Origin of the sequence: Caballeronia sp. dw_19, from assembly GCF_018449515.1 — a bacterium.
Classification (GTDB): domain Bacteria; phylum Pseudomonadota; class Gammaproteobacteria; order Burkholderiales; family Burkholderiaceae; genus Caballeronia.
In genome coordinates this window covers 1-26619 of sequence record NZ_JAAVUQ010000033.1, presented here as the reverse complement: position 1 = coordinate 26619, position 26619 = coordinate 1, and the positions used below count along the sequence as shown (strand labels likewise).

25 protein-coding genes are annotated in these 26619 nt (G+C 60.2%); 20 read left to right on the top strand and 5 right to left on the bottom strand.

Features of this window, described 5'->3' with window-relative positions:
* Positions 1-3: 3 nt before the first annotated feature.
* The 4 genes from HB376_RS31145 to HB376_RS31130 all read left to right on the top strand — a co-directional run bounded on the left by HB376_RS31145 (position 4) and on the right by HB376_RS31130 (position 4210).
* Positions 4-2454 (top strand): CHASE2 domain-containing protein, encoded by a 2451-nt coding sequence (locus HB376_RS31145; protein WP_213767517.1) that lies wholly within the window; start codon positions 4-6, stop codon positions 2452-2454.
* Between the two features lie 19 nt (positions 2455-2473).
* A complete protein-coding gene (locus HB376_RS31140; RefSeq protein ID WP_213767516.1) occupies positions 2474-3043 on the top strand; it encodes a DUF4136 domain-containing protein in 570 nt (189 codons plus the stop codon).
* Positions 3044-3199: 156 nt separating this feature from the next.
* Positions 3200-4027 carry a MipA/OmpV family protein gene (locus HB376_RS31135; protein ID WP_213767515.1) on the top strand — a complete coding sequence of 276 codons (828 nt, stop codon included), beginning with the start codon at positions 3200-3202 and terminating at the stop codon, positions 4025-4027.
* A gap of 30 nt (positions 4028-4057) precedes the next feature.
* Positions 4058-4210 (top strand): hypothetical protein, encoded by a 153-nt coding sequence (locus HB376_RS31130; protein WP_213767514.1) that lies wholly within the window; start codon positions 4058-4060, stop codon positions 4208-4210.
* A 662-nt stretch (positions 4211-4872) separates the two neighbouring features.
* On the opposite strand, the gene HB376_RS31125 is transcribed toward HB376_RS31130, so the two are convergent.
* Positions 4873-5349, bottom strand: a complete 477-nt coding sequence (locus HB376_RS31125) for a transposase (protein ID WP_213767513.1) — start codon at positions 5347-5349, stop codon at positions 4873-4875.
* Positions 5350-5901: 552 nt separating this feature from the next.
* Here HB376_RS31125 and HB376_RS31120 point away from each other — a divergent pair.
* Complete coding sequence (locus tag HB376_RS31120) at positions 5902-6693, top strand: PDDEXK nuclease domain-containing protein (RefSeq protein WP_346730613.1); 792 nt, start codon at positions 5902-5904, stop codon at positions 6691-6693.
* On the top strand, positions 6648-7238 hold the full coding sequence (locus tag HB376_RS41815; protein ID WP_346730612.1) for a PDDEXK nuclease domain-containing protein: 591 nt from the start codon (positions 6648-6650) through the stop codon (positions 7236-7238). Before HB376_RS31120 ends, HB376_RS41815 begins: the two co-directional genes overlap by 46 nt.
* Positions 7239-7577: 339 nt before the next feature.
* On the opposite strand, the gene HB376_RS31115 is transcribed toward HB376_RS41815, so the two are convergent.
* Positions 7578-7958, bottom strand: a complete 381-nt coding sequence (locus tag HB376_RS31115) for a VOC family protein (protein ID WP_213767512.1) — start codon at positions 7956-7958, stop codon at positions 7578-7580.
* 48 nt (positions 7959-8006) lie between these two features.
* Between HB376_RS31115 and HB376_RS31110 the strand changes: the two genes are divergently transcribed.
* On the top strand, positions 8007-8237 hold the full coding sequence (locus HB376_RS31110) for a hypothetical protein (protein WP_213767511.1): 231 nt from the start codon (positions 8007-8009) through the stop codon (positions 8235-8237).
* On the opposite strand, the gene HB376_RS31105 is transcribed toward HB376_RS31110, so the two are convergent.
* Positions 8220-8693: an Lrp/AsnC family transcriptional regulator gene (locus tag HB376_RS31105; RefSeq protein WP_213767510.1), complete on the bottom strand. Its 474-nt coding sequence runs from the start codon at positions 8691-8693 to the stop codon at positions 8220-8222. The genes HB376_RS31110 and HB376_RS31105 overlap by 18 nt on opposite strands.
* A 120-nt stretch (positions 8694-8813) precedes the next feature.
* Here HB376_RS31105 and HB376_RS31100 point away from each other — a divergent pair, with 120 nt between their 5' ends.
* Together HB376_RS31100 and dapA are read left to right on the top strand one after the other, a co-directional pair.
* Positions 8814-9713 carry a DMT family transporter gene (locus tag HB376_RS31100; RefSeq protein ID WP_213767509.1) on the top strand — a complete coding sequence of 300 codons (900 nt, stop codon included), beginning with the start codon at positions 8814-8816 and terminating at the stop codon, positions 9711-9713.
* A 72-nt stretch (positions 9714-9785) separates the two neighbouring features.
* Positions 9786-10643, top strand: coding sequence for a 4-hydroxy-tetrahydrodipicolinate synthase (gene dapA / locus HB376_RS31095; RefSeq protein ID WP_213767508.1), 858 nt, complete (start codon positions 9786-9788; stop codon positions 10641-10643).
* A 53-nt stretch (positions 10644-10696) separates the two neighbouring features.
* Here dapA and HB376_RS31090 read toward each other — a convergent pair whose 3' ends face one another.
* Positions 10697-11500: a hypothetical protein gene (locus HB376_RS31090; RefSeq protein WP_213767507.1), complete on the bottom strand. Its 804-nt coding sequence runs from the start codon at positions 11498-11500 to the stop codon at positions 10697-10699.
* Positions 11501-11808: 308 nt separating this feature from the next.
* Here HB376_RS31090 and HB376_RS31085 point away from each other — a divergent pair, with 308 nt between their 5' ends.
* The 3 genes from HB376_RS31085 to HB376_RS31075 all read left to right on the top strand — a co-directional run bounded on the left by HB376_RS31085 (position 11809) and on the right by HB376_RS31075 (position 14803).
* Positions 11809-12957 carry a CaiB/BaiF CoA-transferase family protein gene (locus HB376_RS31085; protein ID WP_213767506.1) on the top strand — a complete coding sequence of 383 codons (1149 nt, stop codon included), beginning with the start codon at positions 11809-11811 and terminating at the stop codon, positions 12955-12957.
* A gap of 122 nt (positions 12958-13079) precedes the next feature.
* Positions 13080-13676, top strand: coding sequence for a hypothetical protein (locus HB376_RS31080; protein ID WP_213767505.1), 597 nt, complete (start codon positions 13080-13082; stop codon positions 13674-13676).
* Positions 13673-14803 (top strand): XRE family transcriptional regulator, encoded by a 1131-nt coding sequence (locus HB376_RS31075; protein ID WP_213767504.1) that lies wholly within the window; start codon positions 13673-13675, stop codon positions 14801-14803. The genes HB376_RS31080 and HB376_RS31075 overlap by 4 nt, the downstream gene beginning before the upstream one ends.
* A gap of 151 nt (positions 14804-14954) precedes the next feature.
* On the opposite strand, the gene HB376_RS31070 is transcribed toward HB376_RS31075, so the two are convergent.
* Entirely contained in the window at positions 14955-16508 is a 1554-nt protein-coding gene (locus tag HB376_RS31070) for a histidine kinase dimerization/phosphoacceptor domain -containing protein (protein ID WP_213767503.1), read from the bottom strand.
* Positions 16509-16765: 257 nt separating this feature from the next.
* Here HB376_RS31070 and deoC point away from each other — a divergent pair, with 257 nt between their 5' ends.
* The 8 genes from deoC to HB376_RS31030 all read left to right on the top strand — a co-directional run bounded on the left by deoC (position 16766) and on the right by HB376_RS31030 (position 26586).
* The gene (gene deoC / locus HB376_RS31065) at positions 16766-17779 is read left to right on the top strand and encodes a deoxyribose-phosphate aldolase (RefSeq protein WP_213767502.1); all 1014 of its coding nucleotides are present in this window, start codon (positions 16766-16768) and stop codon (positions 17777-17779) included.
* Between the two features lie 42 nt (positions 17780-17821).
* Complete coding sequence (locus tag HB376_RS31060; protein ID WP_213767501.1) at positions 17822-20215, top strand: aldehyde dehydrogenase family protein; 2394 nt, start codon at positions 17822-17824, stop codon at positions 20213-20215.
* A gap of 83 nt (positions 20216-20298) precedes the next feature.
* Entirely contained in the window at positions 20299-20787 is a 489-nt protein-coding gene (locus HB376_RS31055) for an RbsD/FucU family protein (RefSeq protein ID WP_213767500.1), read from the top strand.
* On the top strand, positions 20784-21740 hold the full coding sequence (gene rbsK / locus HB376_RS31050; RefSeq protein ID WP_213767499.1) for a ribokinase: 957 nt from the start codon (positions 20784-20786) through the stop codon (positions 21738-21740). Before HB376_RS31055 ends, rbsK begins: the two co-directional genes overlap by 4 nt.
* Before the next feature lie 15 nt (positions 21741-21755).
* Positions 21756-22790, top strand: a complete 1035-nt coding sequence (locus HB376_RS31045) for an ABC transporter permease (protein WP_213767498.1) — start codon at positions 21756-21758, stop codon at positions 22788-22790.
* Between the two features lie 77 nt (positions 22791-22867).
* Positions 22868-23872, top strand: coding sequence for an autoinducer 2 ABC transporter substrate-binding protein (locus HB376_RS31040; protein WP_213767497.1), 1005 nt, complete (start codon positions 22868-22870; stop codon positions 23870-23872).
* Positions 23873-23950: 78 nt separating this feature from the next.
* Positions 23951-25480, top strand: coding sequence for a sugar ABC transporter ATP-binding protein (locus HB376_RS31035; protein ID WP_213767496.1), 1530 nt, complete (start codon positions 23951-23953; stop codon positions 25478-25480).
* Positions 25477-26586 carry an ABC transporter permease gene (locus HB376_RS31030; RefSeq protein ID WP_213767495.1) on the top strand — a complete coding sequence of 370 codons (1110 nt, stop codon included), beginning with the start codon at positions 25477-25479 and terminating at the stop codon, positions 26584-26586. The genes HB376_RS31035 and HB376_RS31030 overlap by 4 nt, the downstream gene beginning before the upstream one ends.
* Positions 26587-26619: the final 33 nt, after the last annotated feature.

The window sequence follows — 26619 nt, the reverse complement described above, 5'->3', positions numbered from 1 at the left end:
CCCATGCCACGGCGCTTCCCCTTCCACAACCGGCGCTGGGCGGGGCCGTCGATCGGCAAGCGCTTCTTCCTGGAATGGACGCTGATCGGCGTGGTGGGCGTGGCCGCAGTGCTCTTCGGCGTGGCGAGCCCGCTGACGGAACGCGCCAGTTTCCTGTTCTACGACCAACTGTTGTTGCACGCGGCGAGCCATCCGTCGGGCGGCATTGTGATTGTCGCGATCGACGACGAGAGCATTGCGGAACTCGGGCGCTGGCCGTGGCCGCGCGAGACCCACGCGGCGCTGTTGACGCAACTCGCGAAGGCGAAACCGGCGAGCGTCGCGTATGACGTGCTGTTCACCGAACCCTCTCCCGGCGACGCCGCCTTCGCCGAGGCAATGAAACATGTGCCGACCTATCTGCCGCTGCTCGTCGACCAGTTGCCCGTCAACCAGAACGAGCCCGCCGCGGTCGAACCCGTTCCGGTGCTGCGCGAGGCGGCGGCGGGCATGGGCCATATCGATCTGGAAGTGAATCACGACGGTATCGTGCGCAGCGTCTCGCTGTTCGAAGGCAGCGGCAAGGATTGGTGGCCGAGCATCACGGTACCGGTGTATCAGGCGTTGCGGGGGCCGGACGCCGTGTTGCCCGGGACTGGACGATCTGCTGTGGACGCCCAGTTCGCTGCGTCGGGACCGGCGGGCGCGGGCGACCTGAAGCGCGCGCACCGGATGATGATTCCGTTTTCGCGCACGTCGCTGGATTATCCGCGGGTGTCGTTCGCGGCCGCGATGCAGGGCGAGGTCCCGCCTGAATTCTTCGCGGGCAAGATCGTGCTGGTCGGCGCAACGGCGGCCGGCCTGCGCGACCGCTTTGCCACGCCGATCTCGGGCGAAGTGGGCGAACTGCCGGGTGTTGATATCTACGCGACCATCCTCGACGCGTTGTTCGACGGTCGCGCCATTGAACCGATAGGCGACAAGGCGGCCGGCTGGGCGAGTCTCGTGCCGGTCGGCATCTTGCTTGCGGGCCTGCTGGTGGTGTCGCCGTTGCAGTCGCTCATGCTGACGATCGCACTAGCCTGCGCGAGCCTGATTGCGAGTGCCTGCATGGTGTATCTGCGCTCGCGCTGGCTCTCGCCGGTGCCGGCGCTCGGTGGCCTGGCGCTGATCTATTTGCTGTGGAGCTGGCGGCGTCTCGAAGTCGCGATGTCGTATCTCGGACAGGAACTGCGTCTGCTTGCCGCCGAGCCGAATCTGCTGGCCGATCTCCAACCCAAACCGCAGGGCACGGCGGGCGACGTGCTCGAGCGCCTGATCGCCCTCACGCGCCAGGCCGTGCAGCGCCAGCGCAATATGCGGCAGTTCATCTGGGACAGCCTGAACAGCTTGCCCGAGCCGATCATGGTCTGCGATCGCGACGGCCGCATCCTGATGGTCAATGATCCCGCACGGCTGCATTTTGGTCCGTTGCAGTTCACTGACCTGTCGATCACGCAGCTCTTCGGCGAGTTCCATTTCGTGCGTCTCGTCGATGAAGACAGCAGCGGCGCGCTGCCGACTGGCATGCAATGGCCGGCGATGCTCGACCCGCGCGTCGAGCGTCACACCGCCGTGATGATGCACGGCATTGAAGTGCGCGACCGCTACGGCCGCGATCACATGCTGCGGTATGCGCCCTGCACGACCAGCACGGGTGAGTCGCTCGGGTGGATCGCGAGCTGGGTCGATATCACCGCGCTGCACGCTTCCGAGCGTCAGCGCGACGACATGCTGCATCTGCTGTCGCACGACATGCGCTCGCCGCAGGCGTCCATTCTTGCGTTGCTCGACACCGAGCGGCCGCACATCGACTCGAAGCCGGCGATGGAGTTAATGGAGCGCGTCGAACGCTACGCGCGGCGCACGCTCGCACTGGCCGATGATTTCGTGCAGCTTGCCCGCGCCGAGTCGCAGCACTACAGCCTCGAACTGCTGAACCTGCATGAACTCGCGATCGACGCCAGCGACGAAATCTGGCCGCTCGCGAACGCGAAGGACATCGAGGTACGTTGCGAGAGCAAAGGGCAGGCCTTCTGGGTTTTGGCGGACCGGTCGTTGATGACGCGCGCACTCATCAATCTGCTCAGCAACGCGGTGAAATACAGCCCGCCTGGCACGTGCGTCGACTGCATCGTCACGGAGCTGCCGGGCGCGATCGTGTGTATGGTGCGGGACGCGGGTTACGGCATTGCGCTTGAGCAGCAGGCGCATTTGTTCGAGCGCTTCCGGCGCTTTCATCTCGATGGCCAGCCGCCGAGCGACGGAACCGGGCTGGGGATGGCGTTCGTCAAAACGGTGGTCAGCCGCCACGCGGGAGAGATCGCGATTCAAAGCGCGCCGGATCGGGGGACGACGGTGACGATCACCTTGAGCTCACAGACAATCGAACCACGCGAAGCGGGCGACGAACAATCCGCTGCGCAGAAGCAATAAACGTTTTTTGGGGAACGAAGTGAACATACGATCGATGGCAAGCGCCATTTTCCTTCTCGCGCTCCTGGGCGGTTGCGCCAGCGAGCCGCCGGTGAGGATCAGTGCCTACAGTGCATCTGGGGGAGATTTCGCGACGGCGGGCGTCAAGACCTATGCGCTGCAATCATCGAATGTCGAGCCTCAGGGCGACGGTGCGGCCTCTGCCGCGTCGGCGCGCTGGCTTGATGACGTACTGGCCGCGAAGGGCTTGCGGCAGGCGCCGCCGAACAGCGCGGACTACCTCGTCAAGCTGGCTTATGCAACGCGTCCGCAAGCCGTGCGCGTGCGCGCCGAGTGCACTGGCGCGCCCGAAAGCGCATGCGATGACGTCGTGCCGCAGAAGGAGTGGTTTGGACGCAAACACTATGTTCATGCGCTGACTGTCCAGTTTGTCCAGCGGTCGAGCGGAGCGCTGAGTTATCAGGTGAGCGCGACCCATGCGGATCGCGACCCGGCCGGCGGGGCGGCGCTGCGCAGTCTCATGAATTGTGCGTTCGCGGACTTTCCCATGCACAATGCCGAGCGGCGCGAAGTCGCGCATTGTGATTAGCGGCTAACGGAAGATCAGCGTGCGGGAGATTGGTGCGCGGAGATTGGCGTATTCTTGCGCCTGAACGAAGCGGCGAGCATTGCAGGCGACGCCCAAGCCGCTGAAGACGTTCAGTCCACACGGGTCCGAAGGACTCGATATGCCAGGGAACCCGCAGTGAAGTTTGCCGATTTTTGCCGTTGCACCGTAGCCTCATTCACTTGCGTCTGGCTGACGAACGCCGCCGTTGCGGACGAGCCAGGCACTGCGGCGGATGCCGGCGCTTCCCCCGACGCAAGCGTCGCTGCCGCCGGTCTATGGAAGGTTTCGATCGGCCCCGCGTTGATGGTGTCGCCGAAATACCCCGGTTCCCGTGCGTTCCAGGTGCTGCCGCTGCCGTCGCTCGATATTTCCTACGACGACCGGATCTTCTCGCAAGGCCTCGATGTGCTCGGCATCAATCTCCTGAAAGGCCCGGCTTATCACTTCGGCACGGCAATCAGCTTCGATTTTCAATCGCGTAACGAGTCCGACGATCCGCATCTCCACGGCCTGGGTAATGTGCATTACGGACCCAAGCTGAAAGTGTTCGCGGATTATTCGGTGTCGCTGTTGATGGGCTCGGTCGCGGCTTATCAGGACATCGCGGGGACAGGGCAGGGTTTGCTCGTCAGTGGCGATCTGGTGGCGAATATGCCGCTTACTTCGAAGCTGCTGGTGTCGGTCGGGCCCGGCGTGACGTGGGCTAATGCCGTCTATAACCGGACACTGTTCGGCGTTTCCGCCAGTCAAAGCACTGCTTCTGGTTTGCCGGTCTATGACACGAGTTCGGGCATCCGGGACGTTCACCTCAACACCTACGTCAGCTACGATTTTTCGAAGAAATGGACGGGTTCGGTCTCGCTTACGGCGGGGCGGTTGGAGCACAACGCAGGGCATAGCCCAATCACCGAGCAACGAACTGAATTGAATTTTCTCGCTGCAGTGAATTATCGGTTCGAGTGAGTTGGCCCTTGGCGGTTGTTGTGGTTTGGTTTGGAATTCGCGCTACGCTTCGACTATACCGTGGTCGGTGGCGAGAGCGTTTCCTTCGATGGGCGTCTGGCCCATCGATATCGGAACGAGTCCGACAAGCAAACCGAGATCATCCTGTCGGTGACGCCGCCGAATCCCTATGCGCCGCGTTAACACCGAATCGGGTCAGACCGATTTCGTTCGATCGAAGCTCGCGTCAGGCGAGCTTCTCTCCATCGATATCCGATGCAGGTTTATAAATTCAGGTATCCTTCATTTCTCATCGATCTAGGAATTCCGCTGTCTGGTCATGCATATCAACTCAGTACAACCAACTTTAAGCCAGCTGTTTGTACAAGTTCGAGGAACCAGACCGTCCGCGCTATTGCGAGTGCCGGACACAGTGAGACCGCAATGATTGCCGTTGTCAAAGGAGAAAAGGATTTCTATACTTTGCAATGGTCTCGGAGAGGCGATGCAATGCCGACTCCGATGGATATCGACGTGAACATGTGGGCCGGAAGGATGAAAGGTCTCATGCCTTTGAAGCTTTGCTCGATCGTACCCGGGGAACAACCACCGTATCCGAGTTGCGTCGGACATTGAAGTGGGACGAGGCATTCACTCTGCTGATAAAACCACGACGCCTGTCATGGCCATCGCTTCAGTCGGTGACTGTTTTAACTCACAAAAGAGGCGTTCGGCAATAGAAGGCGGGCGTCCTACAATCCTTGACAAGTACCGAGTAGCCGGTCAAAACCGGTCAGTCAACACTGGCGTCCAGATCTTAGACAATCGGGAGCAGCAGTGCACCCGACGTCGCCAGGCTCGACGTCTTACGTGATTTGTATCATTCGCTCGCGCGTCAGGGCGTCGAGCTCTCTGGGTGGTTGGGGACAATCGGAGTGGCGATACTGCGCCGTTAGGCCAGTGCGCCGCGATGCTGGATCGGTCCAGAACGCGCCGCGCGAGCGATCGCTTAACGACTGTGTCAGAGGCTTTGCAGACGTGACGCGAATCTTGCCTGGCAGCGAAATTTCACGACCACTTGTCCCGAGTCGCCTGACTATTTCAGCGAACGTGCCATCGGCCTGCCACTTCTCGAAGCGGCGGCGACAGGTCTTCGGCGACGTATACCGGCCAGGCAACTTGGCCCAAGTTCCCCCTGACGCCACAACCCAAAGCACGGCGTTGACGACGGTGCGCGCTTCCACTCGCGGCCGACCGCGTCGACTGCTCGAAGCAAGCTCCCCGTCGAACAATTTTTGGATCAGCTCCCACTCTTTATCTGTCAAATCGTCGAACACCTTCATCTGTTACCTCGTCCAAGTTCATTCTGGTGCGCGGCCCCGCGTACCTGCTCTGTTTCCGCACCCAAAATCGTGCCAATCAGGCACAGGTGCGAATCCCTGCGTACCTACACGGTTGACGCGCTCACCGACTTTGCGCAGTTAGTCTCTAAGTCGATGCCGGCTTAGATGGTTTGATAGTTGGCGCGAAAGCCTACCCGCTACGGAATGCTCGTCAAACGAAGCTTTCCGCCTAAGCTTATTCACATGGTTACCGCGCTAAACGCGTTCATGCTTTAGAGGATCCTCAGCCAGGAACTGAACTGAACATCATGTTGGCGGACGGGTGAGTGCGTCCAGCGCGAGGTTTCGAGCGTCTCTACTCGGAAAGTCGGCGGGCTGTTATGGGCTGCGTGCCGTCGATCGCCGACAGGCAGAACGCGGCCATCGGCAGACAACCGACGCGGAACGCAAGATCGTCGACAATCACAGGTATCATTCCTTCAGCCGTATAGCAATAGCTGCGCGCTGCTCCGCTTGGAACCAGGCGGCCCTTGTTCAGCTGGAGTAGGTAGCATGCATGACCCTTCTTCCAAACCGACCCCTCGCCGCGGCAAGGTCAGCGATCCCGCCACGGAGATCGATGCCAATAGCTATTCCGCCTTCGTCGTGGAGCTGAAGCGGAGAATCAGCGAGGCGCGTCACCGTGCCAGCCTGGCGGTTAATCACGAGCTGATCCTGCTTTATTGGGGCATCGGGCGCGATATTTTGGCTCGGCAGCAGCGCGAAGGATGGGGCGCCAAAGTCATCGACCGGCTCGCGGATGATCTACGCCGGATTTTTCCGGAAATGACCGGACTTTCGGCCCGAAACCTGAAATATATGCGCGCCTTTGCTGCAGCCTGGACGGACGCCGAATTTGTGCAACGGGTCGTTGCACAATTGCCTTGGGGGCACAACGTAAGCCTTCTTGATACCGTCAAGGCAACCGAGAAGCGTGCATGGTACGCAGAGCAAGCCATTGAGCATGGCTGGAGTCGTGCCGTTCTTGTCCATCAAATCGAGGGCGACTTGTTCGCCCGTCAAGGCAGCGCGCTGACGAACTTTTCGCGGACGTTGCCGGCTGGACAGTCCGAGCTTGCTCAGCAGCTCCTCAAGGACCCCTATACCTTCGACTTCCTGGCGCTTGGCCCGGATATGTTGGAGCGCGATCTCGAACGCGGTTTGATCGACCATCTGCGCTCGCTTATCCTCGAACTCGCAAAGGCTTCGCGTTCGTCGGTAGCCAGTACCATCTTGAAGTCGGCGGCCAGGACTATTACGTGGATCTGCTCTTCTACCATCTACGACTGCGTTGCTTTGTCGTGATCGAACTGAAGATTGAGGAATTCAAACCTGAATTCGCCGGCAAAATGAACTTCTATCTATCCGCTATCGATGACCAGCTTAAGCACAAGGACGATCAGCCGACCATTGGTATTATTCTTTGCAAAGGCCGTAACGAGATAATCGTCGAATATGCCTTGCGCGACTCCAGCAAGCCGATGGGCGTCGCTCAATACCGTCTCTCACCAGCGCTGCCGGCGCAGTATCAAACGACGTTACCGACCGTCGAGGAGCTCGCACGCGAATTCCCGCTCATATCCGTTGTCAAGTTGCGAATCGAGATCGAGCGAGCTTTGCGGGATACCATGTCCGAGCATGGCCTTCTGCCGGCGAAGCCAATCGGCATCGACAATATGCTGCGTGCTCTTCACGAACGTGGTCTTGCACCGGCCGGTACAGAACGGTTTCTTGAATCCCTCCGGGTCATGAACGAGGCCGCGCATGGCCTGGACGTAGACCCCGAAAGCTCACGAAGGGCTGCTGAGATCGGTGCCGCGTTTTTGGCGGAGCTTACTCGACCGTTGTGAGACCTCTTGAAATGCACCCGTCACCCATCGGCCCTACCTCACACTCGACCGCAGGAACGCATGTCTGGAACGTTAAGCCTGTGTGACCCTTTGAGCGTCCGTTCTTGCTGAGACCGACTGTCCCTTCCGGGGCGCTTGCTCCCGATCGTCAACAGGCGCGAATCGCCCAGATACGTATTGCCGTCGAAGAACACGACAAGGTTCCCTAACGAGAAAACCGACCGTCTCTCGCAGATCGGTCCAGCATGAGCCGGGCGCTGACGGGGTGATGGTGAATTGGGAGCCATGATCCCCGCGCGCACCACATCAAACGGTCAATGTTGTTGCCCCATCGCGCGCTCAGCTCAATGGCCGCGCGAAGCTGATTTCGTGCCCGTCGGGGTCCATGACATGGAAATAGCGTTCGTTCCAAGGCGCATCGCGCGGGGTGAACGCCGGTGGGAACCCGGCTGCCAGCGCCTTGCGGTACATTGCATCGACGTCTGACACATAGATGATCACCCGACCCCACCAGTTGATTGGACCGTGCATCTCCACTGTCAGATTGAGAAACGACACGCCCGCTGCGAATGAAGTAAACGGTTCGTTTTCGCCGCCATGCAAGAGCGGGAAACCGAGCGCCTTGTAAAAACGCACGGCGCTCCGCATGTCGCGAGTGGACAACGTGATGGCGCTTAAGCCTTCGATCACCGGCTCGGTTTCGACGGGGGGCAAGTTCATCGACTGGTGTCCTCTATAACAATGCCGTTGATAGCCTGGATGATGACGATGGCTCATCAAGATGGCCAAAAAGGTGTCACCGGTCTGGCTCACCGGGGGGCCCAGGGCATCGCCGTGTTGCCTATAGTCTACCTGCCGCCGCCTATCGCAATCAACGTAGTGACTCGCCGCGATAGCCCGCTGAGGCCGGCCGCTTCGTTGCTGCTCGATTGTCCGCAGGACGCGGTGACGTCGCCAAGGTTGAACGTCCGGACGCGTGGTTCAATCCAGGGGCGGTAACCGGCGTTCGACCGGCGTTGACTTGATGATCGCCGTGCTCGTCTCGGCTCGCTCTGCGACCTTCGAAAGAATCTCGTCGAGTTGTTCGATCGTCTTGAGAAATAGCCGGCAGACAAAACAGTCGTCGCCAGTGACCTTGTCGCATTCGACGAATTCGGGAATGCGTCGGATGGCTTCTTCCACCAGGTGCAGTTGACCAGGCAGTGGCTTGACTCGAACGATGGCCTGAAGCGTGTACCCAAGCGCACGCGGGTCGAGCCTGACCGCGAACCCCTGGATCACGCCACGCGCTTCGAGCTGACGCACGCGCTCGGCTGTGCTGGGCGCCGACAAGCCAATCCGGCGCGCGAGTTCGCTCATCGCGATCCGGCCGTCCTCGGATAGAACGGTGAGCAATTCGCGGTCGGTCTGGTCGAGCAAAACAAGACCTGGCGGGGAAGAAAGGCGATTCTTCAAATGAACCTTCGATTTGAAGTCAAAACGTCGATGTCCGCTCATTTTACACATGGAATCACGCTTGGCCGCCCACTAAACTTACTAGACAGATAGAGTTGGCACCACTTGAAAGGCGAGGCGATGAGCTCGAGAGAAACGCGCGTTGGCTGCGTAGAAATGACTGTAGCAATGGTGATATCCGGCACGGTCGGCTGGCTCGTCGTGTCGTCGCAGCAGACGCCGCTGAACGTCGTGTTCATTCGTTGCGTGTTCGGCGCGGCGACGCTGCTTGTGATCTGTGCGTTAAAAGGGATGCTGCGCAAAAGCTTGTTTTCATGGCGCATGCTTGGACTGGTTGCACTCGGTAGCGTCACGATTGTCGGCAACTGGGTGCTGCTGTTTGCGGCTTATTCGCGAGCTTCCATATCGATGGCGACCACGGTCTATAACACCCAGCCGTTCATGCTCGTCCTGCTTGGCGCAGTAGTGTTTCGGGAACGAATTACCCTGCGTACGATTCTCTGGCTCAGTGTCGCGTTTGTAGGCCTCGCGCTGGTCGTGCGAGTGGAGCCTGCGGTGCTGGCCAAGCCTGGTGAATATCTGGAAGGTATCGGCTATGCGCTCGGCGCCGCATTTCTCTATACGATCTGCTCGATCGTGACCAAGCAGCTCAAGGGAACGCCGCCCCATTTGATTGCGTTGTTGCATGTGGCGCTCGGCATCATCATGCTTGCGCCATTCGTCGATTTTCACCATTTGCCGACCACCCCAAATCATTGGGCGGATCTTGTCGTGCTCGGTGTGGTCAACACCGGCATCATGTACGTGCTGCTTTATGGCGCCATCCAGAAACTGCCGACCGCAGTGACGGGGGCGTTGTCCTTCATCTATCCGGTCGTGGCGATCATTGTGGATAGGGTTGCGTTCGGACAACGTTTAGGATGGCTACAGATTGTTGGCGCGGCGCTGATTCTGCTGGCGGCGGCTGGAACTACGTTAGGTTGGAAATTCACGCCGCGCAAACGAACGGCTTTCGAGTAGCCGATCATCAAGCATTTTTCCCGATCAACAAGCACATCCTGCGTTTTTATCGGTCAAACAGGAGAGTATGGAATGTCGATTTTTTCTGGTATCTGGATTCCGCTGGTCACGCCGTTTTCAAACGGACGTATCGATCACGACGCGCTGCGAAACCTGGTCAAGTCTTACATTGAAGCAAAGGTATCGGGGTTCGTTGCGCTGGGAACAACGGGCGAACCTTCGTCGCTCGATCACGCTGAGCAAGAACAGGTGCTTGCGACCATCCTGAATGAGGCGAAGAACCTTCCGGTCGTGGTGGGACTGGCCGGCAATAACGCGATGGAGCTCCGCGAGCGCGCGCTTCGCTTGAACGAGCTTCCGATCGCCGGCTTGCTGGTTCCTGCGCCTTACTATGTTCGTCCGTCGCAGATCGGCTTGACGAACCACTTCACCACCCTCGCCGATACCAGCAAGACCCCACTGATTGTCTACGATATTCCCTATAGAACGGGTGTACGCCTGGATATAGCAACCCTGTTGACGCTCGCCGGTCATCCGAACATTCACGCAATCAAGGATTGCGCGGGCTCGCTGGAAACAACCCTCGCGCTGATCCTCGACGGACGTTTGTCCGTGCTGGCGGGTGAAGACCTGAATATGTTCAGTACGTTATGTCTTGGCGGTCACGGTGCGATCGCGGCGAGTGCGCATGTGCGCGCGGCCGACTTCGTTGCGGTTTATAACGACATCAAGGCGGGGCGTATTGATGAAGCGCGTGCGCGGTTCCATCGGTTGGTGCCGTTGATTCAAGCACTTGTATCCGAGCCCAATCCGGCACCCGTGAAGTGTGCGCTCGAGGTCTTGGGAATGATTCGCCAGGAGCTTCGTGCGCCGATGACGCAAGCGACGGATCGGCTGCGCAACCAGCTTGGTGCCTTGTTGTCGAGCTAGGCGAAAATTAGCGCAGTGGCCGGTGCAAGCGATTGACGTGACCAGGCCCGCGCTTATTTCACCAAGCGCAGTCCCTTCGCCAGCACAATGCCCTTTTCTCGATTGATCAGCCAGATATCGCCGACGTTCGCGTGCAGCGTTGCCGTGCGTGTGGTGATGTCGGTGGGCTCCTCGTTGCTTGGGTCGGTATGGTCCTTGGTCTGCGTCAGATAAGGCGGCACCACGCGACAGATCAACACGAGCGCGAGATCACCGTCTTCTGCGGAAAATGCCTGCGGCGAGAGCACGAAGCGCCCATGCACTGTCGTCTTGTTGTGCTTGTTGACGGGATCCAGTTCGACGATATCGATGTTCTGTATATAACCCTTGGATTTCGCTTCGGCCGCTACCACCAGCTTTCGGCCGCGCGGTCCGGTGATGGTCCTTTTGAGGACGATGGTGTCGGGGTGATCGCTGTCCGACAGATCCACGTCTACCGTCATCACGTGGACCTTCGACCGATAGCGGATTCCATACGGTGCGGGCACAACGAACGCGAGATCGCGGCTTAGCTTGGCGTCCATCAACGCAGAGTCGTGCAGCGTCTTCGGCAAGGCGTCGCCGATCAGATCTTCTACTCGATGCGTGAACGAGAGCGTCTTGCCATCGGTGACTTTGCGGGCCAGCGCGTCCCTGACGGCAGCCGGCTCGTCGCCGGTAAAACCGGGCGACACCACAATGCCGACCGGCGTAACGTCAGGGGAGTGCGCGGGCGTAGCGACCGCGCTGCTAGCCGTTTGAGCCTGGGCAGTCGCGCACACGCAAAGAAGAACCCAGGCGGCGATTGCGCTCGCTACCTTGATGTTCTGAAGACTCATTAGCAGACTCCCATGGACATGATCGCGGACCGCCTGGTCTTCGTGCTGCACGAGCAGCATTCGAGTCAATTCGTTGCCATTCAATTCTATTCAATGGTACCCGGCTAGAAAAGATAAATGGGGGACATTGGCGCGAGAGCGTATTAAACATAAGGTGTAGAGTTTCTCGAATCGAAGAGCATCGGGAATTCAGGCGCTTAAGAGAAACGCTGGTTTCGAACAACCTTTGCGCTAGGGAAAACCAATATGAAGTCTCCCGCAATTCATGCGTCGCCGGGCCGGGATTGTTTATCGCGTGGGACGTTGCGATGAGCGGGCCGCTCAAGGGGATCCGGGTAGTCGAGATGGTCGGGCTCGGGCCGTGTCCGTTCGCCGCCATGATGCTCGCCGACATGGGTGCGGAAGTGATCCGCATCGATCGTAAGCAGACCGGCGGCCCCACGCCGTATCCCATGCAAGGCACGAAATTCGATGTGATGGCGCGCGGGCGCCGCTCGCTCGCGCTGGATCTCAAGCAACCGGAAGGACGTGAGCTGGCGCTGCATCTTGTTGCTCAGGCCGATGCGCTGATCGAAGGTTTTCGCCCTGGCGTGATGGAGCGGCTTGGCCTCGGGCCGGACGTATGCCTGGAACGCAATCCGAAGCTGGTGTACGGCCGTGTCACGGGCTGGGGCCAGGACGGTCCGCTAGCGAGGACTGCCGGGCACGATCTGAATTACATCGCGATGAGCGGGATGCTGCACGAGATTGGCCGTAGCGATGCACCGCCGGTACCGCCGCTGAATCTGGTCGGTGACTTTGGCGGTGGCGGGATGATGCTCGCGTTTGGCGTGTTGTGCGCGCTGCTGGAAACGCGCGGGTCGGGCAAGGGCCAGGTGATCGACGCCGCGATGGTCGAAGGCTCCGCGCTACTGGGCGCGATGATCTACGGTTATAAGGCGTTTGGCGCGTGGGCGGGCGAACGAGGCTCGAGCATGCTTGCCGGCGGCGCGCATTTCTACAATGCCTACGCGTGCGCGGATGGCAAATTCGTGTCGGTCGGCGCGATCGAACCGCAGTTCTATGCTTTGCTGCTGAAGCTTTGCGGTATCGACGATGCGGCCTTCAATAGCCAGATGGACCGCGAGCAATGGCCGTCGCTGAAAACGAAAATAGCGGCCATCTTCGCGACGAAAACTCGACAGGCATGGTGTGAATTGATGGAAGGCACGGATGTGTGCTTTGCGCCGGTGCTCGATATGGACGAGGCGCCGGAGCATGTGCATAACCGGACGCGGGGAACGTTCATCGACGTGGATGGGGTGACGCAACCGGGCCCGGCGCCGCGCTTTAGCCGCACGGTGCCGGAGGTGAGTTCGCCGCCCGCGAGTCCGGGGCAGGATAACGACGCGATCCTGCGGGACTGGAACGTACCGGGCGAATTGATCGAGAGGTTGCGAGAGACGAAGGGGGTTTAGGCGGGGGCTATCCATCGCCTTTCGCCGACAGACTGTTGACATCGATCCCGGTTGACGAATCTATGCATCTCCGACAATATGCGGTTGACGATTTCGTCAAAAACCGAAAAAGAGATGGGTATATGGATTTGCCGCTGCCTTGGAAGTCGAAGCCCGTGCTCACGGAAGAACGTCTTAACGTCATCGCCCGCGATCTTCGCGAGATCTATTACGGCGTCGAGTCGCTGCTCGATTCAGAGGACGACTGCTCCTATGGCCGCGGGACGCTCTTTTTCGGCCGTTCTCGACGACGCCTTATCCGGCTGGGTACCTCGGGTGAACATGATTGGCTCAAGCTCACCAATAGTGCGATGGACGTTACGCTGGAAATCGAGGGTGTTCCCTTTCGTTTTTTTCGCGACGATCATGAGTCGCCCAAGAAGAAGGGCTTTTGGCGTCGAAACCAGACCGATCAATTGTTCGCGCCGAGCGACGCGGAGGCAGTGATTTTCCGGTTTATTGTTCAACGCCCTTTGACTGAAAACGACGAACTCGAAATCTATTTCGTTGGTTATAACGCTGAGGAAGATGCGCTGTGCGAATGGCGATTTGGCGATGTTCGCGTCCTCAGCAGCATGGATGACCAATTACCGGATGCGGTTCATCAGGACGCTCCCCGGGCCGACCTGCTGCACACGGACGACGACGTCTCCCGACCTAACGCTGATACTGGCAAATGACAGTTGAATTCGATGCGGCCAATCTGAGACTGGTCCGCTGCGCCCAAAGCCTTTCGCTTGCTGACGTCGGAGACGCCGTCGGCAAGTCGAAACAATTCATCCAGCGGGTTGAGTCAGGAATGGCTCAACCTACAGATGAACTCGTCGATGCGTTGGCTTCGGTGCTTCGCGTGCAGCGGCAGTTCTTTTTCCCGGGCGCGCCGCAAGCGTTGCCGGAAGAGGCATTCCATTTTCGCAAGTTGACCACTGCGAAGCTGAGCGACAAGCAGACCGTCATCGCCAAAGGCGAACTCTTCCGCCGGTTCGTCGCTTCGATTGATGCCAGATTGCGGCTTCCCAAGCTGGACTTTCCCGAATATCCCATTGACAGCCCTGAAGCGGCCGAGCGTGCCGCTGAGAAATGCAGAGTGCATTGGGGGTTAGGAATGGGACCGATCGGCAATATGGTTCGCGTGCTTGAAAACGCAGGAGCGGTTGTGACGGCGTTTGAGAACTCGGCGAAGGATATCGATGCGTTGTCTATCGCATCGTCCCGGCCAATCGTAGTGACCAACCGCGCCGACGCGTCAGCGTGCCGCGTACGCTTCGGATACGCGCACGAGTGCGGTCACTTCGTTGGACATGTCGGCCGCAAGACGGGAGACAAAGAATCGGAGTCCGAAGCTAATCGTTTTGCCAGTGCTTTCTTGCTTCCTCGAAGCAGCTTCGTCAAAGAATTTCCGGCCTTGAGAGGTGGCACGCAGGTTAACTGGATAGCGTTGTCGCAACTGAAAATGCGGTGGCGCGTGAGTAAGGCAGCGATGCTGTATCGCGCCCGGCAATTGAACATTCTTGGTGAAGACCAATATAAGCGCGCGTTGCTGGGACATCTGTTTGAAAAAGGCGAGCGCCACATCGAGCACGAGGACATGTCCATTCCGCATGAAAAGCCGGAGCTTCTTCATAGCGCGATGACCGTTCTCAGAGAAAAACTGGGTTTATCGTTGAACGATATTGCCGTGTCCGTGCACATGACCCGCGCCCTGCTCGCAGAAATTGCTCCCTTGGCGGACGACGAGCATGAGGCGGGGAATCGTGTTGTTTCGCTTGCGCAATTCCGGCAAACTCGCGAGAAAACCGGCGGTTGATGAACGCTCTTGCAGACCGGACTGGACCTGAGGCCGATGTCCCTGTCGTGCGCTTGGCGAAATCGCTGGTATCACCGGTATTGCTCGTCTCGACCGGTCGCTAATTGGCTTGCGTCGTAAAAGCGAACCAACGCTATCCGTCAGCTCGCCTTTACCCCGCCGGAAACCTCACCACAATCCGGCTGAACGGCACCGACCTGTCAACCGTAACCGCCCCCGTGCCCTTGCCCGCATAAGTCGTCACGAGCCGCATGCCAAGCCCTGTACCCTGCGGTTTCGGGAAGTCGACGGGAAAGCCGTCTCCCTCGTCCTCCACGGTCAGCAGCACGACTGCCTCGGATCGTTCCAGCTTCACGCGCACCGTCCCGCGCCCGTACTTGAGCGCGTTGGTCACAAGTTCCGCCGTCACTAGCCCGAGCGGCGCGAGCCGCGCGGCGGGCAGCACGATCGACTCGCCTTCCAGCGATACCTCTCGCCCCGCCGCCAATTCAGCCAGATCGGCCGTCAAGCCGCGCAGGTAAGTGGTGGCATCCGTGGCTTCCGCGCCGTCGTCCTGATAGAGCCGGTGATGCACCGACCCGACCGTGCGCACGCGCGTGGCTGCCGCCTGCAAATGCGTGGCGACGGACTTATCGCCGGCGAGATTCGCCTGGAGCGCGAGCAGCGTCTGCACAAGTTGAAGACTGTTGCGAACCCGGTGATGAACCTCTTTCATCATCAACGCCGAATTGCCAAGCTGCGTCTCCTGGCTCAACACAAGCGCGGCGAGTTTCTCCTCGTTCTCGTGCCGCTCGGTGACATCGCGCATGGTCAGCACGATGCGCTTGACGCGCTCATCGGTATCGAGAATAGGCGCGACGGACACATCCCACCAGCGGGCATCGCCGGCACGGGTCGGGCAGGGACCTTCGAACCGGACCGGTTCGCCACCCACGGATTTCGTCAGTGCCTGCAGGACTTTCTGGCGTTGATCGTCAGGCCATAGGTCGGTGCAAGTGGTGCCGCCGACCTCCGCGAAGTCGTCGATGCTCAGCGCTGCCAGGCCGTTGTCGTTCATGAATTCGATACCGCCATCCAGCGACAGCACCTGGATGCAGTCGGTGCTCGCGTTCAGCACGCTGGTGGAGAACAGTTCGTCGGCGCCGGTTTGCGATTCCGCGGCCAGCCGTTCGCGGCTCATGGAGATGACGTTCGCGATCGCTTCCAGGAATACGATGTCCGTTTCGCTGAAGTCTTCGTCGTCGGAGCTATCGGCTTCGAGCACACCGAAGGTTTCAGGAATGCCGCGAATGGGGACGTTGATGGCGCGCTTGATGCCGTGCCGGGCGAGCAGTTCAGGCGTGCGGAAACGGTGTTCGGTGCCGAGATGATTCGACAACACCGGGCGGCCGCTGACGAATGCGTGGCCGGCGGGGCTGGCGTCGTCGGCGCCGAGTTCGGTTGTGCCGATGTCCGCCGGGTCCCAGCCGATGCCGGCTTCCAGCACGAAGGTTTCGCTTTCGGGTTGATAGCGCAGCACCTTGGCGAAGCGCGAGCGCAGTCCAGCCGATACCGCCTTGCAGGCTTCGTCGAGGAGCACGTTGGCGCTGTGCACGCGCAGCACGGACGTCGCGAATTGCACGGCGATCTCGTGCTGAAGGCGCAGACGGTTTACCGACCGGTCGACGGCACTGCGGATGGTTTCTTCGGGTGGCAATGCATCCATCGGGTTCTCCTTGACCGCGGTGTCGCCTATGCTTTTTTCCGGCGATTGGTGCTGAAGGGGCAATTCTAACCGTGGAGATTAAAAGGCCACATATTTGGACGGGTGTTCGTTCGTGCCGGTGCTACCCCCAAACTGCCACAACAATGCGAATGACCTCCCTCCGTATAATCCCGAATGTTATAATCGTAACAACAAGGTGTTAGAATAATGCATCGATTAACCGGAAAATGTTGTGCGCTGCACAACCGGCCATGCTCATGCTCGATGTTGCTTCCCAACCCGTCGTCCCCTTGCGCGGCAAACCGCTCTTCCATCTTGAGCAACAGCAGCGCAATCCCGGCGTGCCGCTGGACCTCTCCTGGCTAGATAGCCTGCGGGTCAATCAATCGGCGGTCGTCAGGCGAGTCAGTACGCTAGGCACGCGCCGCGCGGTTAAAAAAGATGCACAAGCCGCCTGGCTGCTCAAAGCCATCACCTGCATCGACCTGACCACGCTCAACGGCGACGATACCGCCGCCCGCGTCGAACGCCTGTGCGCCAAAGCACGCCGCCCGATTCGCGACGACCTGCTCGAAGCGCTGGGCATGCCGCCCGGCTCGATCAAGACCGGCGCCGTGTGCGTGTATCACCGCTTCGTCGGCATCGCCGTCGCCGCGCTTGCCGGTAGCGGCATCCCGGTCGCGGCGGTCTCCACGGGCTTTCCGGCAGGACTGATTCCCCATCCGCTGAAGTTGAAAGAGATTGAGGCGTCGGTGAAAGACGGCGCGGCGGAAATCGATATTGTCGTCACGCGTGAACATGTGCTCACCGGCAACTGGCAGGCGCTCTACGACGAAATGCGCGACTTTCGCGCAGCGTGCGGCGCGGCGCATATCAAAGCGATTCTCGCCACCGGCGACATCCGCACGCTCTCGAATATCGCCAAGGCGTCCATGGTCTGCATGATGGCCGGCGCCGATTTCATCAAGACGTCCACCGGTAAGGAAGGTGTCAACGCCACGCTCGACGTTTCGCTCGTCATGGTGCGCATGATTCGCGACTACCTTGAACGGACCGGCGTGATGATCGGCTTCAAACCAGCGGGCGGCGTGTCCGCCGCCAAGTCGGTGCTCGAATACCAGATCCTGATGAAGGAAGAACTCGGCCGCGAATGGCTTGAACCGGCGTTGTTCCGCATTGGCGCATCGAGCCTGCTCGCCGATATCGAACGGCAACTCGAGCATCACGTCACCGGCCGCTATTCGGCTTTCCATCGACATCCGGTTGCTTGAGTTGATTAACCAGCACCGCATCATCCCTTACACGAGCTCCACATGAGCGTAGCCGACTACTTCACCTCGATGGATTACGGACCTGCACCGGAAGACGACAGCGCCGCGCGCGCCTGGCTGGATCAACACGCGGCCGGCTTTGGTCATTTCATCGACGGCGCCTTTCGCGCGCCTCTGGCCGGTGAGCAATTCGACTCGCTGGAACCCGCGACCGGGCGCGTGATCGCGAGCATCGCTCAGGGCGATCAGGCGGATATTGACGCAGCGGTTGATGCCGCGCATCGTGCGCTGCCCGCGTGGCAAGCGCTGGGCGGCGCGGGCCGCGCACGGCATCTGTATGCGCTGTCGCGCATGGTGCAGCGGCATGCGCGCTTATTTTCTGTGCTCGAATCGATGGATAACGGCAAGCCGATCCGCGAGTCGCGCGACATCGATATCCCTCTTGTGGCAAGGCACTTTCTGCATCACGCAGGTTGGGCACAATTGCAGGACCGCGAGTTCGCCGACTGGGCGCCGCTTGGGGTTATCGGCCAGATCGTGCCCTGGAATTTTCCGCTGCTGATGCTCTCATGGAAGATCGCACCGGCACTCGCGCTGGGTAATTGCGTGGTGCTGAAGCCGGCCGAATACACGCCTCTCACGGCGTTGTTGTTCGCTGAACTGGCAGCGCGTGCAGGCTTGCCCGCAGGCGTGCTGAACGTGGTCACCGGCGACGGTCGCACCGGTGCTGCGCTAGTCGAACATCCGCGAGTGGCGAAGATTGCGTTCACCGGATCGACAGAAGTGGGTCGGCAGATTCGCGTGGCGACCGCAGGCTCGGGCAAGTCGCTCACGCTTGAACTCGGCGGCAAGTCGCCGTTCATCGTATTCGATGACGCCGATCTCGACAGCGCCGTGGAAGGTGTCGTCGATGCAATCTGGTTCAACCAGGGCCAGGTCTGCTGCGCCGGTTCGCGGCTGCTGGTGCAGGAAGGCGTGGAGAAGCGCTTCATCGATAAATTGAAACGTCGCATGGATACGCTGCGCGTCGGGCCGTCGCTCGATAAAGGCATCGATCTGGGCGCGATTGTTGATACGGTGCAGCTCGAACGCATTCGCATGCTGGTCGAGCGCGGTGTGCAGGAAGGCTGCGAGATTCATCAGCCAAAAGGGCTTCGGATGCCCGAGCAAGGCGCGTTCTATCCGCCTACTTTGGTGACGAACGTCGCGCCCGCGTCCACGCTCGCACAAGAAGAAATCTTCGGGCCGGTGCTGGTGACAATGAGCTTTCGCACGCCTGACGAAGCGGTCGCGCTGGCGAATCATTCCCGTTATGGACTGGCTGCGAGCGTGTGGAGCGAGACCATCGGCCGCGCGCTGGATATCGCGCCACGTCTGCAATGCGGCGTGGTCTGGATCAACGCGACCAACCTGTTCGATGCCGGTGTCGGCTTCGGCGGGTATCGCGAATCAGGCTTTGGCCGTGAAGGCGGACGCGAGGGGATTTACGAGTATCTGAAGCCGCGCGCGTGGACTAAGCTGGCTGTTCGTTCCGAGCCTTCCGGGCACGTTGCGCAGCCTTCCGCTTTTGAAGGCGACACGAATAATGTCAGCGCGCTCGATCGGACCGCGAAGCTGTTTATCGGCGGCAAGCAGGTTCGGCCGGACAGCGGTTACTCGCGCCTTGTGCATGCGCCGTCGGGGGCGATTGTCGGTGAAGTGGGCGAGGGTAATCGCAAGGACATTCGTAACGCTGTAGCCGCTGCGCGCAACGCTGAAAAATGGTCGCAAGCCAGCACGCATAACCGTGCCCAGGTGCTGTATTACCTTGCGGAAAACCTGTCGGCACGCGCAGACGAATTCGCGAGGCAACTCGTGGCGCGGACCGGCGTTTCTGCCGTCGATGCCGAGCGTGAAGTCGAAGCATCGATCACGCGTCTGTTCACTTACGGCGCGTGGGCCGACAAGTTCGATGGCGCGGTGCACTCGCCTCCGCTAAGAGGCGTTGCGCTGGCGATGCACGAACCGCTCGGCGTGATCGGCGTGGTGTGCCCGGACGAAGCGCCGTTGCTGGGCCTCGTCTCGCTGATCGCACCGGCGCTTGCGTTGGGTAATCGCGTGGTCGCCGTGCCGAGCGAAACGTGCCCGCTGGTGGCGACCGATTTTTATCAGGTCGTCGAGACGTCGGATGTGCCGGCGGGTGCGTTGAACATCGTCACCGGTGAGCGTCGGGCGCTGGCGTCGACCCTGGCGAAACACGACGATGTCGACGCGTTGTGGTGCTTCGGCGGTGCGGATTTATCGACGGTGACTGAGCGCGAATCGGTGGGCAACCTGAAGCGCACGTTCGTCGATTATGGCCGCGTGTTCGACTGGTTCGATGCCGCAAGCGAAGGCCTGCCGTTCCTGCGGCAAGCCGTGCAAGTGAAGAACATCTGGATCCCGTACGGAGATTGAACATCAGAAGCACGGGTTCAAAATAGAATCATGAGCGATGACCTCGCAACACAGCGAGGCACGCTCAACATGAAGGAGACGCAATGCTGAAGAGCCTCGATCCGCTGCTGAACGCCGACGTCCTGCACGCGCTGTGCGCAATGGGACACGGCGATGAAGTCGTGATCTGCGACGCCAATTTTCCCGCCGATTCCGTCGCGCGCCAAACGGTGCTTGGCCATGTGCTTCGGCTCGACGGCGTGAATGCGCCGCGCGCGATCCGTGCGGTGTTGTCGGTGTTGCCGCTGGATAGTTTCGTCGATCATCCGGCCGAACGCATGGAAGTCGTTGGCGACGCGAACGCGCTCCCTGCCGTGCAGCGCGAAGCGCAAACCGAAGTGGATGCCGCCGAAGGGCGCGCGACGCCCTTTGCTTCCATCGAACGGTTTGCGTTTTATGAACGCGCCAAACAAGCGTATTGCGTGATCGCGACCGGCGAAGCACGTGGCTATGGTTGCTTCATCTTCAAGAAGGGCGTGAACCTTGCGCCCGATGTACCGGCTGCCGCTTCGGATTCGGAGAGCACGCGATGAACCGCAGCGTCGTCATCCTCGGCATCTACGTGACGGATCTCACGTTCCGCGCCGAGCGCATGCCGCTGCTTGGCGAGACCATCGCCGGATCGGCGTTTGCGATGGGACCCGGCGGCAAGGGGTCGAACCAGGCCGTGGCCGCAGCGCGCGCCGGTGCCGACGTGATCTTCTGCACGCGCCTCGGCGCCGATGCATTCGGCGACATTGCACGCTCGACGTGGGCCGCTGAAGGCATCACGGCGCGGGCAATAACGACTGACGGCGTGGCAACAGGTGCAGCGCATATCTTTGTTGACGACGCCACGGGCGGCAACGCGATCATCGTTGCAGCGGGTGCGGCAGGACGCTTGTGCCCCGAAGACGTCGAAGCGATAGAAGCCGATATTGCGACCGCCGCCGTGTTCGTCACGCAGCTTGAACAACCGATTCCTGCCGCGCGGCGCGGCCTTGAACTCGCGCGTCGCCACGGCGTGACGACCGTGTTCAATCCGGCGCCCGCGTTGCCGCTCGACGACGACATCTTCCCGCTCTGCGACTACATCACCCCGAACGAAACCGAAGCGACCGCGCTGACGGGTATCACGGTGGCTTCCGTCGACGATGCCCGCCGTGCCGCCGATGTCCTGCTCGCAAAGGGCGTGCGCGCCGTGATCGTGACGCTGGGTGAAGCGGGTGCGTTGCTGCATACGCCGAAGCAGTCGGTACTGGTGCCAGCCTTCAATTGCGGTCGCGTGGTCGAGACGGCCGGCGCGGGCGATGGCTTCACCGGCGGCTTTGCCGCGGCGCTTGCACGCGGCGAAAGCCCGTTGAACGCCGTGCGTTTTGGCTGTGCGCTGGCGAGCTTGTCGGTTACGCGTCCCGGCACCGCACCGTCGATGCCGAAGCTTGCCGAGATCGAAGCGGTGCTGCGCGTTCCTGTGCAATCCGGCAGCGTGTCGGCTAACCATTCCTGAACGGAGGAGCGCTCGATGAACACATCGAAATGGCTCGCCGACCGGCAACTGAACTTCCTGGTCGCGGTGAACTTGCTGGTCGTGTTGGTCGCGACCGCGTTATCGCATGGCCAGTTCGTCGATATCGACAACCTCCAGTCAATGGGCAGCCAGTTACCCGAACTGGGCCTGCTCGCGCTCGGCATCATGCTCTCGATGGTGTCGGGTAACGGCGGTATCGACTTGTCGGGCGTTGCGCTCGCGAACCTCTCGGGCATGGTCGCCGCGCAGTTGCTGCCGATGCTCGTTTCCGCCGATAACTCGCCCTCGCTCTACACCGCCGTGTTCTGCGTGATTACGGTGGCGCTCGGCGCCATTGGCGGCTTGATGAACGGCGTGATCATCGCGCGATTGAAACTCACGCCGATCCTCTGCACGCTCGGTACGTCGCTGCTGTTTACTGGCATCGCCGTGGTATTGAGCAACGGTGCGTCGGTGCGGGTGGAATACGTCGATGCCCTCTCCGACATCGGCAACGGCACCTTCCTGCAAGTGCCTATCTCGCTGTGGATTTTCGTCGTAACGGTGTTGCTGCTCGGTTGGGTGTTGAAGCGCACGCCCTTCGGTTTGCGGCTCTACCTGATGGGCACGAATCCGAAAGCCGCGTTTTACGCCGGCATTCCGCGTGACCGCATGTTGATCCTGACCTACGGCATGTGCGGCGTGCTCGCGTCGCTTGCCGGGCTCATCAGTGCATCGCATACGTCGAGCGCAAAGTGGGATTACGGCAACTCGTACTTGCTGATCGCGATCCTGATCGCCGTGATGGGCGGCGTGAATCCGGCGGGCGGTTATGGCCGGATCGTCTGTGTTTTCCTGGCCGCGACCGTGCTCCAGTTCTTGTCGAGCCTGTTCAACCTGATGGGCATATCGCAGTTTTTCGGCGACTGTGCGTGGGGCTTTCTGCTGCTTGCGTCGCTTGCGCTGGCGGGTGGAGAACGCGTGCGTGCGATCTTCGGCCTGGGCGGTGCCGCGCCCGTTTCGAAGGTACCGAAACCGCCAGCGGCATGACCGGATAAAACAAGCTTCCCTCGGTTTCAAAACTTCATCTCATGTGCAGCACATACAAACCATAACGGAGACAACGCATGAAACTCAATCGAATCGCCATCGCGCTTACCGCAGTCACCCTTGCGGCCGGAGCCATTGCTGTCGCGCAGGCCGCGACCGACGAAACCATCGTCACGGTGGTCAAGGTCACGGGTATCAACTGGTTCAACCGGATGGACGAGGGCGTGAAGGAATTCGCCAAGGACAACCCGGGCGTGAACGCGTATCAGACCGGGCCGGGGCAGGCGGATGCTGCGCAACAACTGAAGATCATCGAAGACTTGATCGCGAAGAAAGTCACGGCGATTGCGGTCGTTCCCTACGATCCGCCAACCCTCGAGCCGGCGCTCAAGAAAGCGATGGATCGTGGCATCAAGGTCGTCACGCATGAAGCGGATAACGAGAAGAACACGATGGTCGACATCGAAGCGTTCGACAACACCGCGTATGGTGCGGGCCTGAACGAAAGGCTTGCGAAGTGCATGGGCGACCAGGGCAAATGGGCAGTGCTGGTCGGCTCGCTCGGCAGCCGTTCGCAGGTTCAGTGGGCGGATGGCGGTATCGGCAATGCGAAGCAGAAGTATCCGAAGATGGATCTGGTCGAACCGAAACTCGAAACCAATAACGACGGCGAACGTGCTTACCAGGTTGCGAAGGAAGTGCTGCGCAAGCACCCGGACCTGACTGGCTTCCAAGGGTCGTCGTCGCTGGACGTGATCGGCATTGGGCGTGCAGTGGAAGAGGCCGGCAAGATTGGCAAGATCTGCGTGTACGGCACGGGTCTGCCGACGGAAGCCGGCAAGTTCCTGGAGAGCGGCGCAATCAATGGCATCGCTTTCTGGGACCCGAAGCTCGCCGGTATCGCGATGAACAAGATTGCGAAAATGCTGATCGATGGCAAGACGGTGGAGAACGGTACGGACCTGGGTCTGGTTGGTTATAACAAGGTCACGGTCACCAAGGGTCCGGGCAAGGGCATCATCGTGCGCGGCACCGGCTGGGTGGACGTCGACAAGACCAACTACAAGCAGTATCCGTTCTGATTGTCTTCGAGGAAGCAGTAAAGCGCGCACGGCTGCCGTGCGCGCTGTCTCCAGGAAGTTGAAAGGCTAGAAGGTTCAATGATGAGTACAGCGCCGCTTCTCGAAGTCGTCGATATCCACAAGCGCTTTACCGGCGTGTATGCGTTGCGTGGCGTGAGCCTTTCGTTCCAGCGTGGGCAGATTTATCACCTGCTCGGCGAGAACGGCTGCGGCAAGAGCACGCTGATCAAGATCATCTCCGGCGCGCAGCCACCCGATCAGGGCGAGCTTGTGATCGAAGGCGTAAGGCACTCGCGGCTTGCGCCGCTGGAGGCGTTGTCGGCGGGTATCGAGACCGTGTATCAGGACCTTTCTTTGCTGCCCAACATGAGTGTTGCAGAGAACGTGGCGTTGACGTCCGAACTCGCCGCGCACGCGGGGCGGCTTACGCGGACCTTCGATCGCCGTGCGCTGGCCAAGACAGCGGCGCGTGCGTTGGAAGCAGTGGGCTTGCCCGGCGATACCGATTTTCAAGCGACGCTGGTCGAGCAGTTGCCGCTGGCGACGCGGCAACTCGTGGCTATCGCGCGGGCGATAGCGAGCGCGGCGAAGTTCGTCATCATGGATGAGCCGACCACGTCGCTTACGCAAAAGGAAGTCGATAACCTGATCGCGGTGCTGGCGAAGCTGCGTGCCGACGGCGTAGCCGTGCTGTTCGTGAGTCACAAGCTGGATGAGTGTTACGCGATAGGCGGTGAAGTGATCGTGCTGCGCGATGGCCAGAAGATGGCGCAAGGGCCGATCGAGAATTACACGAAGGCGCAGATTGGCGAGTTGATGACAGGCAAGCAGTTATCGAACGAGCGATATCGGCAGGCTGAAGTCATGGATGGCCACGACATTGTGCTGGATGTGAAGGCGTTATCGCGGTCGCGTCAGTTCGCCGATGTCACGTTCTCGCTGCATCGCGGAGAGATTCTTGGCGTGACCGGTTTGCTCGACTCGGGGCGCAACGAATTGGCGCGGGCATTGGCGGGTGTTGCGCCTGCGGATAGCGGAACGGTGACGCTGGATGGTTCTATCGTGCGGCTTAAAACGCCGTCCGATGCAAAGTGGCAACGCATAGGCTATGTGCCGGAAGACCGCTTGAATGAAGGGCTTTTCCTCGATAAATCCATTCGCGACAACGTCATCACCGCGATGATTTCGAGTTTGCGCGACCGCTTTGGACAGGTTGACCGCAAGCGCGCACGCGAGCTTGCCGAGCGCACCGTGAAGGAGTTGCAGATCGCGACGCCTGACGTCGATAAACCGGTGCAATCGCTTTCCGGAGGAAACCAGCAACGCGTGTTGATCGGCCGATGGCTGGCCATTGACCCACGCGTCCTGATCCTGCACGGCCCGACGGTGGGTGTGGATGTGGGATCGAAGGACATCATTTACCGCATCATGCAGCGCTTGGCGGAGCAGGGCATTGGCATCATTTTGATCAGCGATGACCTGCCCGAGTTGCTGCAGAACTGCGACCGAATCCTGATGATGAAGAAGGGGCGAGTCTCGAACGAATATCGTGCGGGGCAATTGACTGAAGCCGATCTTTATCACGCTTTACTTTCAGAGGCAGCATGAGCGAGTCACTTCATCGCGTTGCTCAGACATCGCAAGGCGCTTCCGCGCTGAGTCCGGCATTGGCCGAGGTTGCGCCGCAGGTGCGGCGGCCCAGTTTGATTGGGCGGCTGGTGCGCAATCCGGAGTGGTTCACGGTCGCGCTGATTCTTGTGACGTGCCTGGTGGTGGGCACGTTGAATCCGCGTTTCTTCCAGTTCGCGACGCTCTTCGATTTGCTGCATTCGGGGACGACCGTGTCGTTGTTTGCGCTGGGGACGCTGGTCGTGCTGGCATCAGGCGGTATCGATGTGTCGTTTACAGCCATTGCTGCTTTTACGATGTATTCGATCACCAAGGCCGTGTTTGCCTGGTGGCCTGACGCGCCGTTTTTTGTGATTCTGGTTTGCGGCGCGGTGGGCGGCGTGTTGCTTGGGTTGATCAATGGCGTGCTGGTGCATCGGCTGAAAGCGCCTTCGTTGATCGTGACTATTGGCACGCAGTATTTGTATCGTGGGTTGCTGCTGACGTTCGTGGGTACGCAGTTTTTCATGAATATCCCGCATAGCATGGATAGCTTCGGGCAGTTGCCGCTGTTTTTCTATCACACGAACGACGGGCTTCGGGCCGTGCTGCCGGTCTCGGTGATTGCGCTGTTTATTGCTGCGGGCGTGACGTGGTGGTTGCTTAATCGCACGATGATGGGACGCGGTGTGTATGCCATGGGCGGCAGTTTGCCGATTGCTGAGCGGCTTGGTTATAACCTGCGGGCTATTCACTTGTTTGTTTTTGGTTACACCGGGATGCTGGCGGGGATTGCGGGGATATTGCATGTATCGACGAATCGGCTGGCGAATCCGTTTGATCTGGTGGGGACTGAGCTGGACGTGATTGCGGCGGTGATTCTTGGCGGCGCCAGGATTACTGGTGGGACGGGGACGGTGGTGGGGACGTTGCTCGGTGTGGTGCTGGTTACGTTGATCAATAGCGTCTTGATCTTGATTGGCGTGCCGAGTACCTGGCAGAAGGTGATTATTGGGGCGTTTATTCTGGTGGCGGGGACGTTGTTCGCGTTGGGGAGGGGGGGGGCGTGGGGGGGGGGGGGTGGGGGTGGTCGGTTTTGGGGTTAGTGGTCAGGGGTCAATGCCGGGGTGGTGCTTTCG

What these genes read in the sequence shown, in the direction of transcription:
- HB376_RS31145 (WP_213767517.1), top strand. Translation starts at nt 4, where the DNA reads ATGCCACGGCGCTTCCCCTTCCACAACCGGCGCTGGGCGGGGCCGTCG.
- HB376_RS31125 (WP_213767513.1), bottom strand. Translation starts at nt 5,349, where the DNA reads ATGAAGGTGTTCGACGATTTGACAGATAAAGAGTGGGAGCTGATCCAA.
- HB376_RS31120 (WP_346730613.1), top strand. Translation starts at nt 5,902, where the DNA reads ATGCATGACCCTTCTTCCAAACCGACCCCTCGCCGCGGCAAGGTCAGC.
- HB376_RS31115 (WP_213767512.1), bottom strand. Translation starts at nt 7,958, where the DNA reads ATGAACTTGCCCCCCGTCGAAACCGAGCCGGTGATCGAAGGCTTAAGC.
- HB376_RS31110 (WP_213767511.1), top strand. Translation starts at nt 8,007, where the DNA reads ATGGCTCATCAAGATGGCCAAAAAGGTGTCACCGGTCTGGCTCACCGG.
- HB376_RS31100 (WP_213767509.1), top strand. Translation starts at nt 8,814, where the DNA reads ATGAGCTCGAGAGAAACGCGCGTTGGCTGCGTAGAAATGACTGTAGCA.
- dapA (WP_213767508.1), top strand. Translation starts at nt 9,786, where the DNA reads ATGTCGATTTTTTCTGGTATCTGGATTCCGCTGGTCACGCCGTTTTCA.
- HB376_RS31090 (WP_213767507.1), bottom strand. Translation starts at nt 11,500, where the DNA reads ATGAGTCTTCAGAACATCAAGGTAGCGAGCGCAATCGCCGCCTGGGTT.
- HB376_RS31085 (WP_213767506.1), top strand. Translation starts at nt 11,809, where the DNA reads ATGAGCGGGCCGCTCAAGGGGATCCGGGTAGTCGAGATGGTCGGGCTC.
- HB376_RS31080 (WP_213767505.1), top strand. Translation starts at nt 13,080, where the DNA reads ATGGATTTGCCGCTGCCTTGGAAGTCGAAGCCCGTGCTCACGGAAGAA.
- HB376_RS31075 (WP_213767504.1), top strand. Translation starts at nt 13,673, where the DNA reads ATGACAGTTGAATTCGATGCGGCCAATCTGAGACTGGTCCGCTGCGCC.
- HB376_RS31070 (WP_213767503.1), bottom strand. Translation starts at nt 16,508, where the DNA reads ATGGATGCATTGCCACCCGAAGAAACCATCCGCAGTGCCGTCGACCGG.
- deoC (WP_213767502.1), top strand. Translation starts at nt 16,766, where the DNA reads ATGCTCGATGTTGCTTCCCAACCCGTCGTCCCCTTGCGCGGCAAACCG.
- HB376_RS31060 (WP_213767501.1), top strand. Translation starts at nt 17,822, where the DNA reads ATGAGCGTAGCCGACTACTTCACCTCGATGGATTACGGACCTGCACCG.
- HB376_RS31055 (WP_213767500.1), top strand. Translation starts at nt 20,299, where the DNA reads ATGCTGAAGAGCCTCGATCCGCTGCTGAACGCCGACGTCCTGCACGCG.
- rbsK (WP_213767499.1), top strand. Translation starts at nt 20,784, where the DNA reads ATGAACCGCAGCGTCGTCATCCTCGGCATCTACGTGACGGATCTCACG.
- HB376_RS31045 (WP_213767498.1), top strand. Translation starts at nt 21,756, where the DNA reads ATGAACACATCGAAATGGCTCGCCGACCGGCAACTGAACTTCCTGGTC.
- HB376_RS31040 (WP_213767497.1), top strand. Translation starts at nt 22,868, where the DNA reads ATGAAACTCAATCGAATCGCCATCGCGCTTACCGCAGTCACCCTTGCG.
- HB376_RS31035 (WP_213767496.1), top strand. Translation starts at nt 23,951, where the DNA reads ATGATGAGTACAGCGCCGCTTCTCGAAGTCGTCGATATCCACAAGCGC.
- HB376_RS31030 (WP_213767495.1), top strand. Translation starts at nt 25,477, where the DNA reads ATGAGCGAGTCACTTCATCGCGTTGCTCAGACATCGCAAGGCGCTTCC.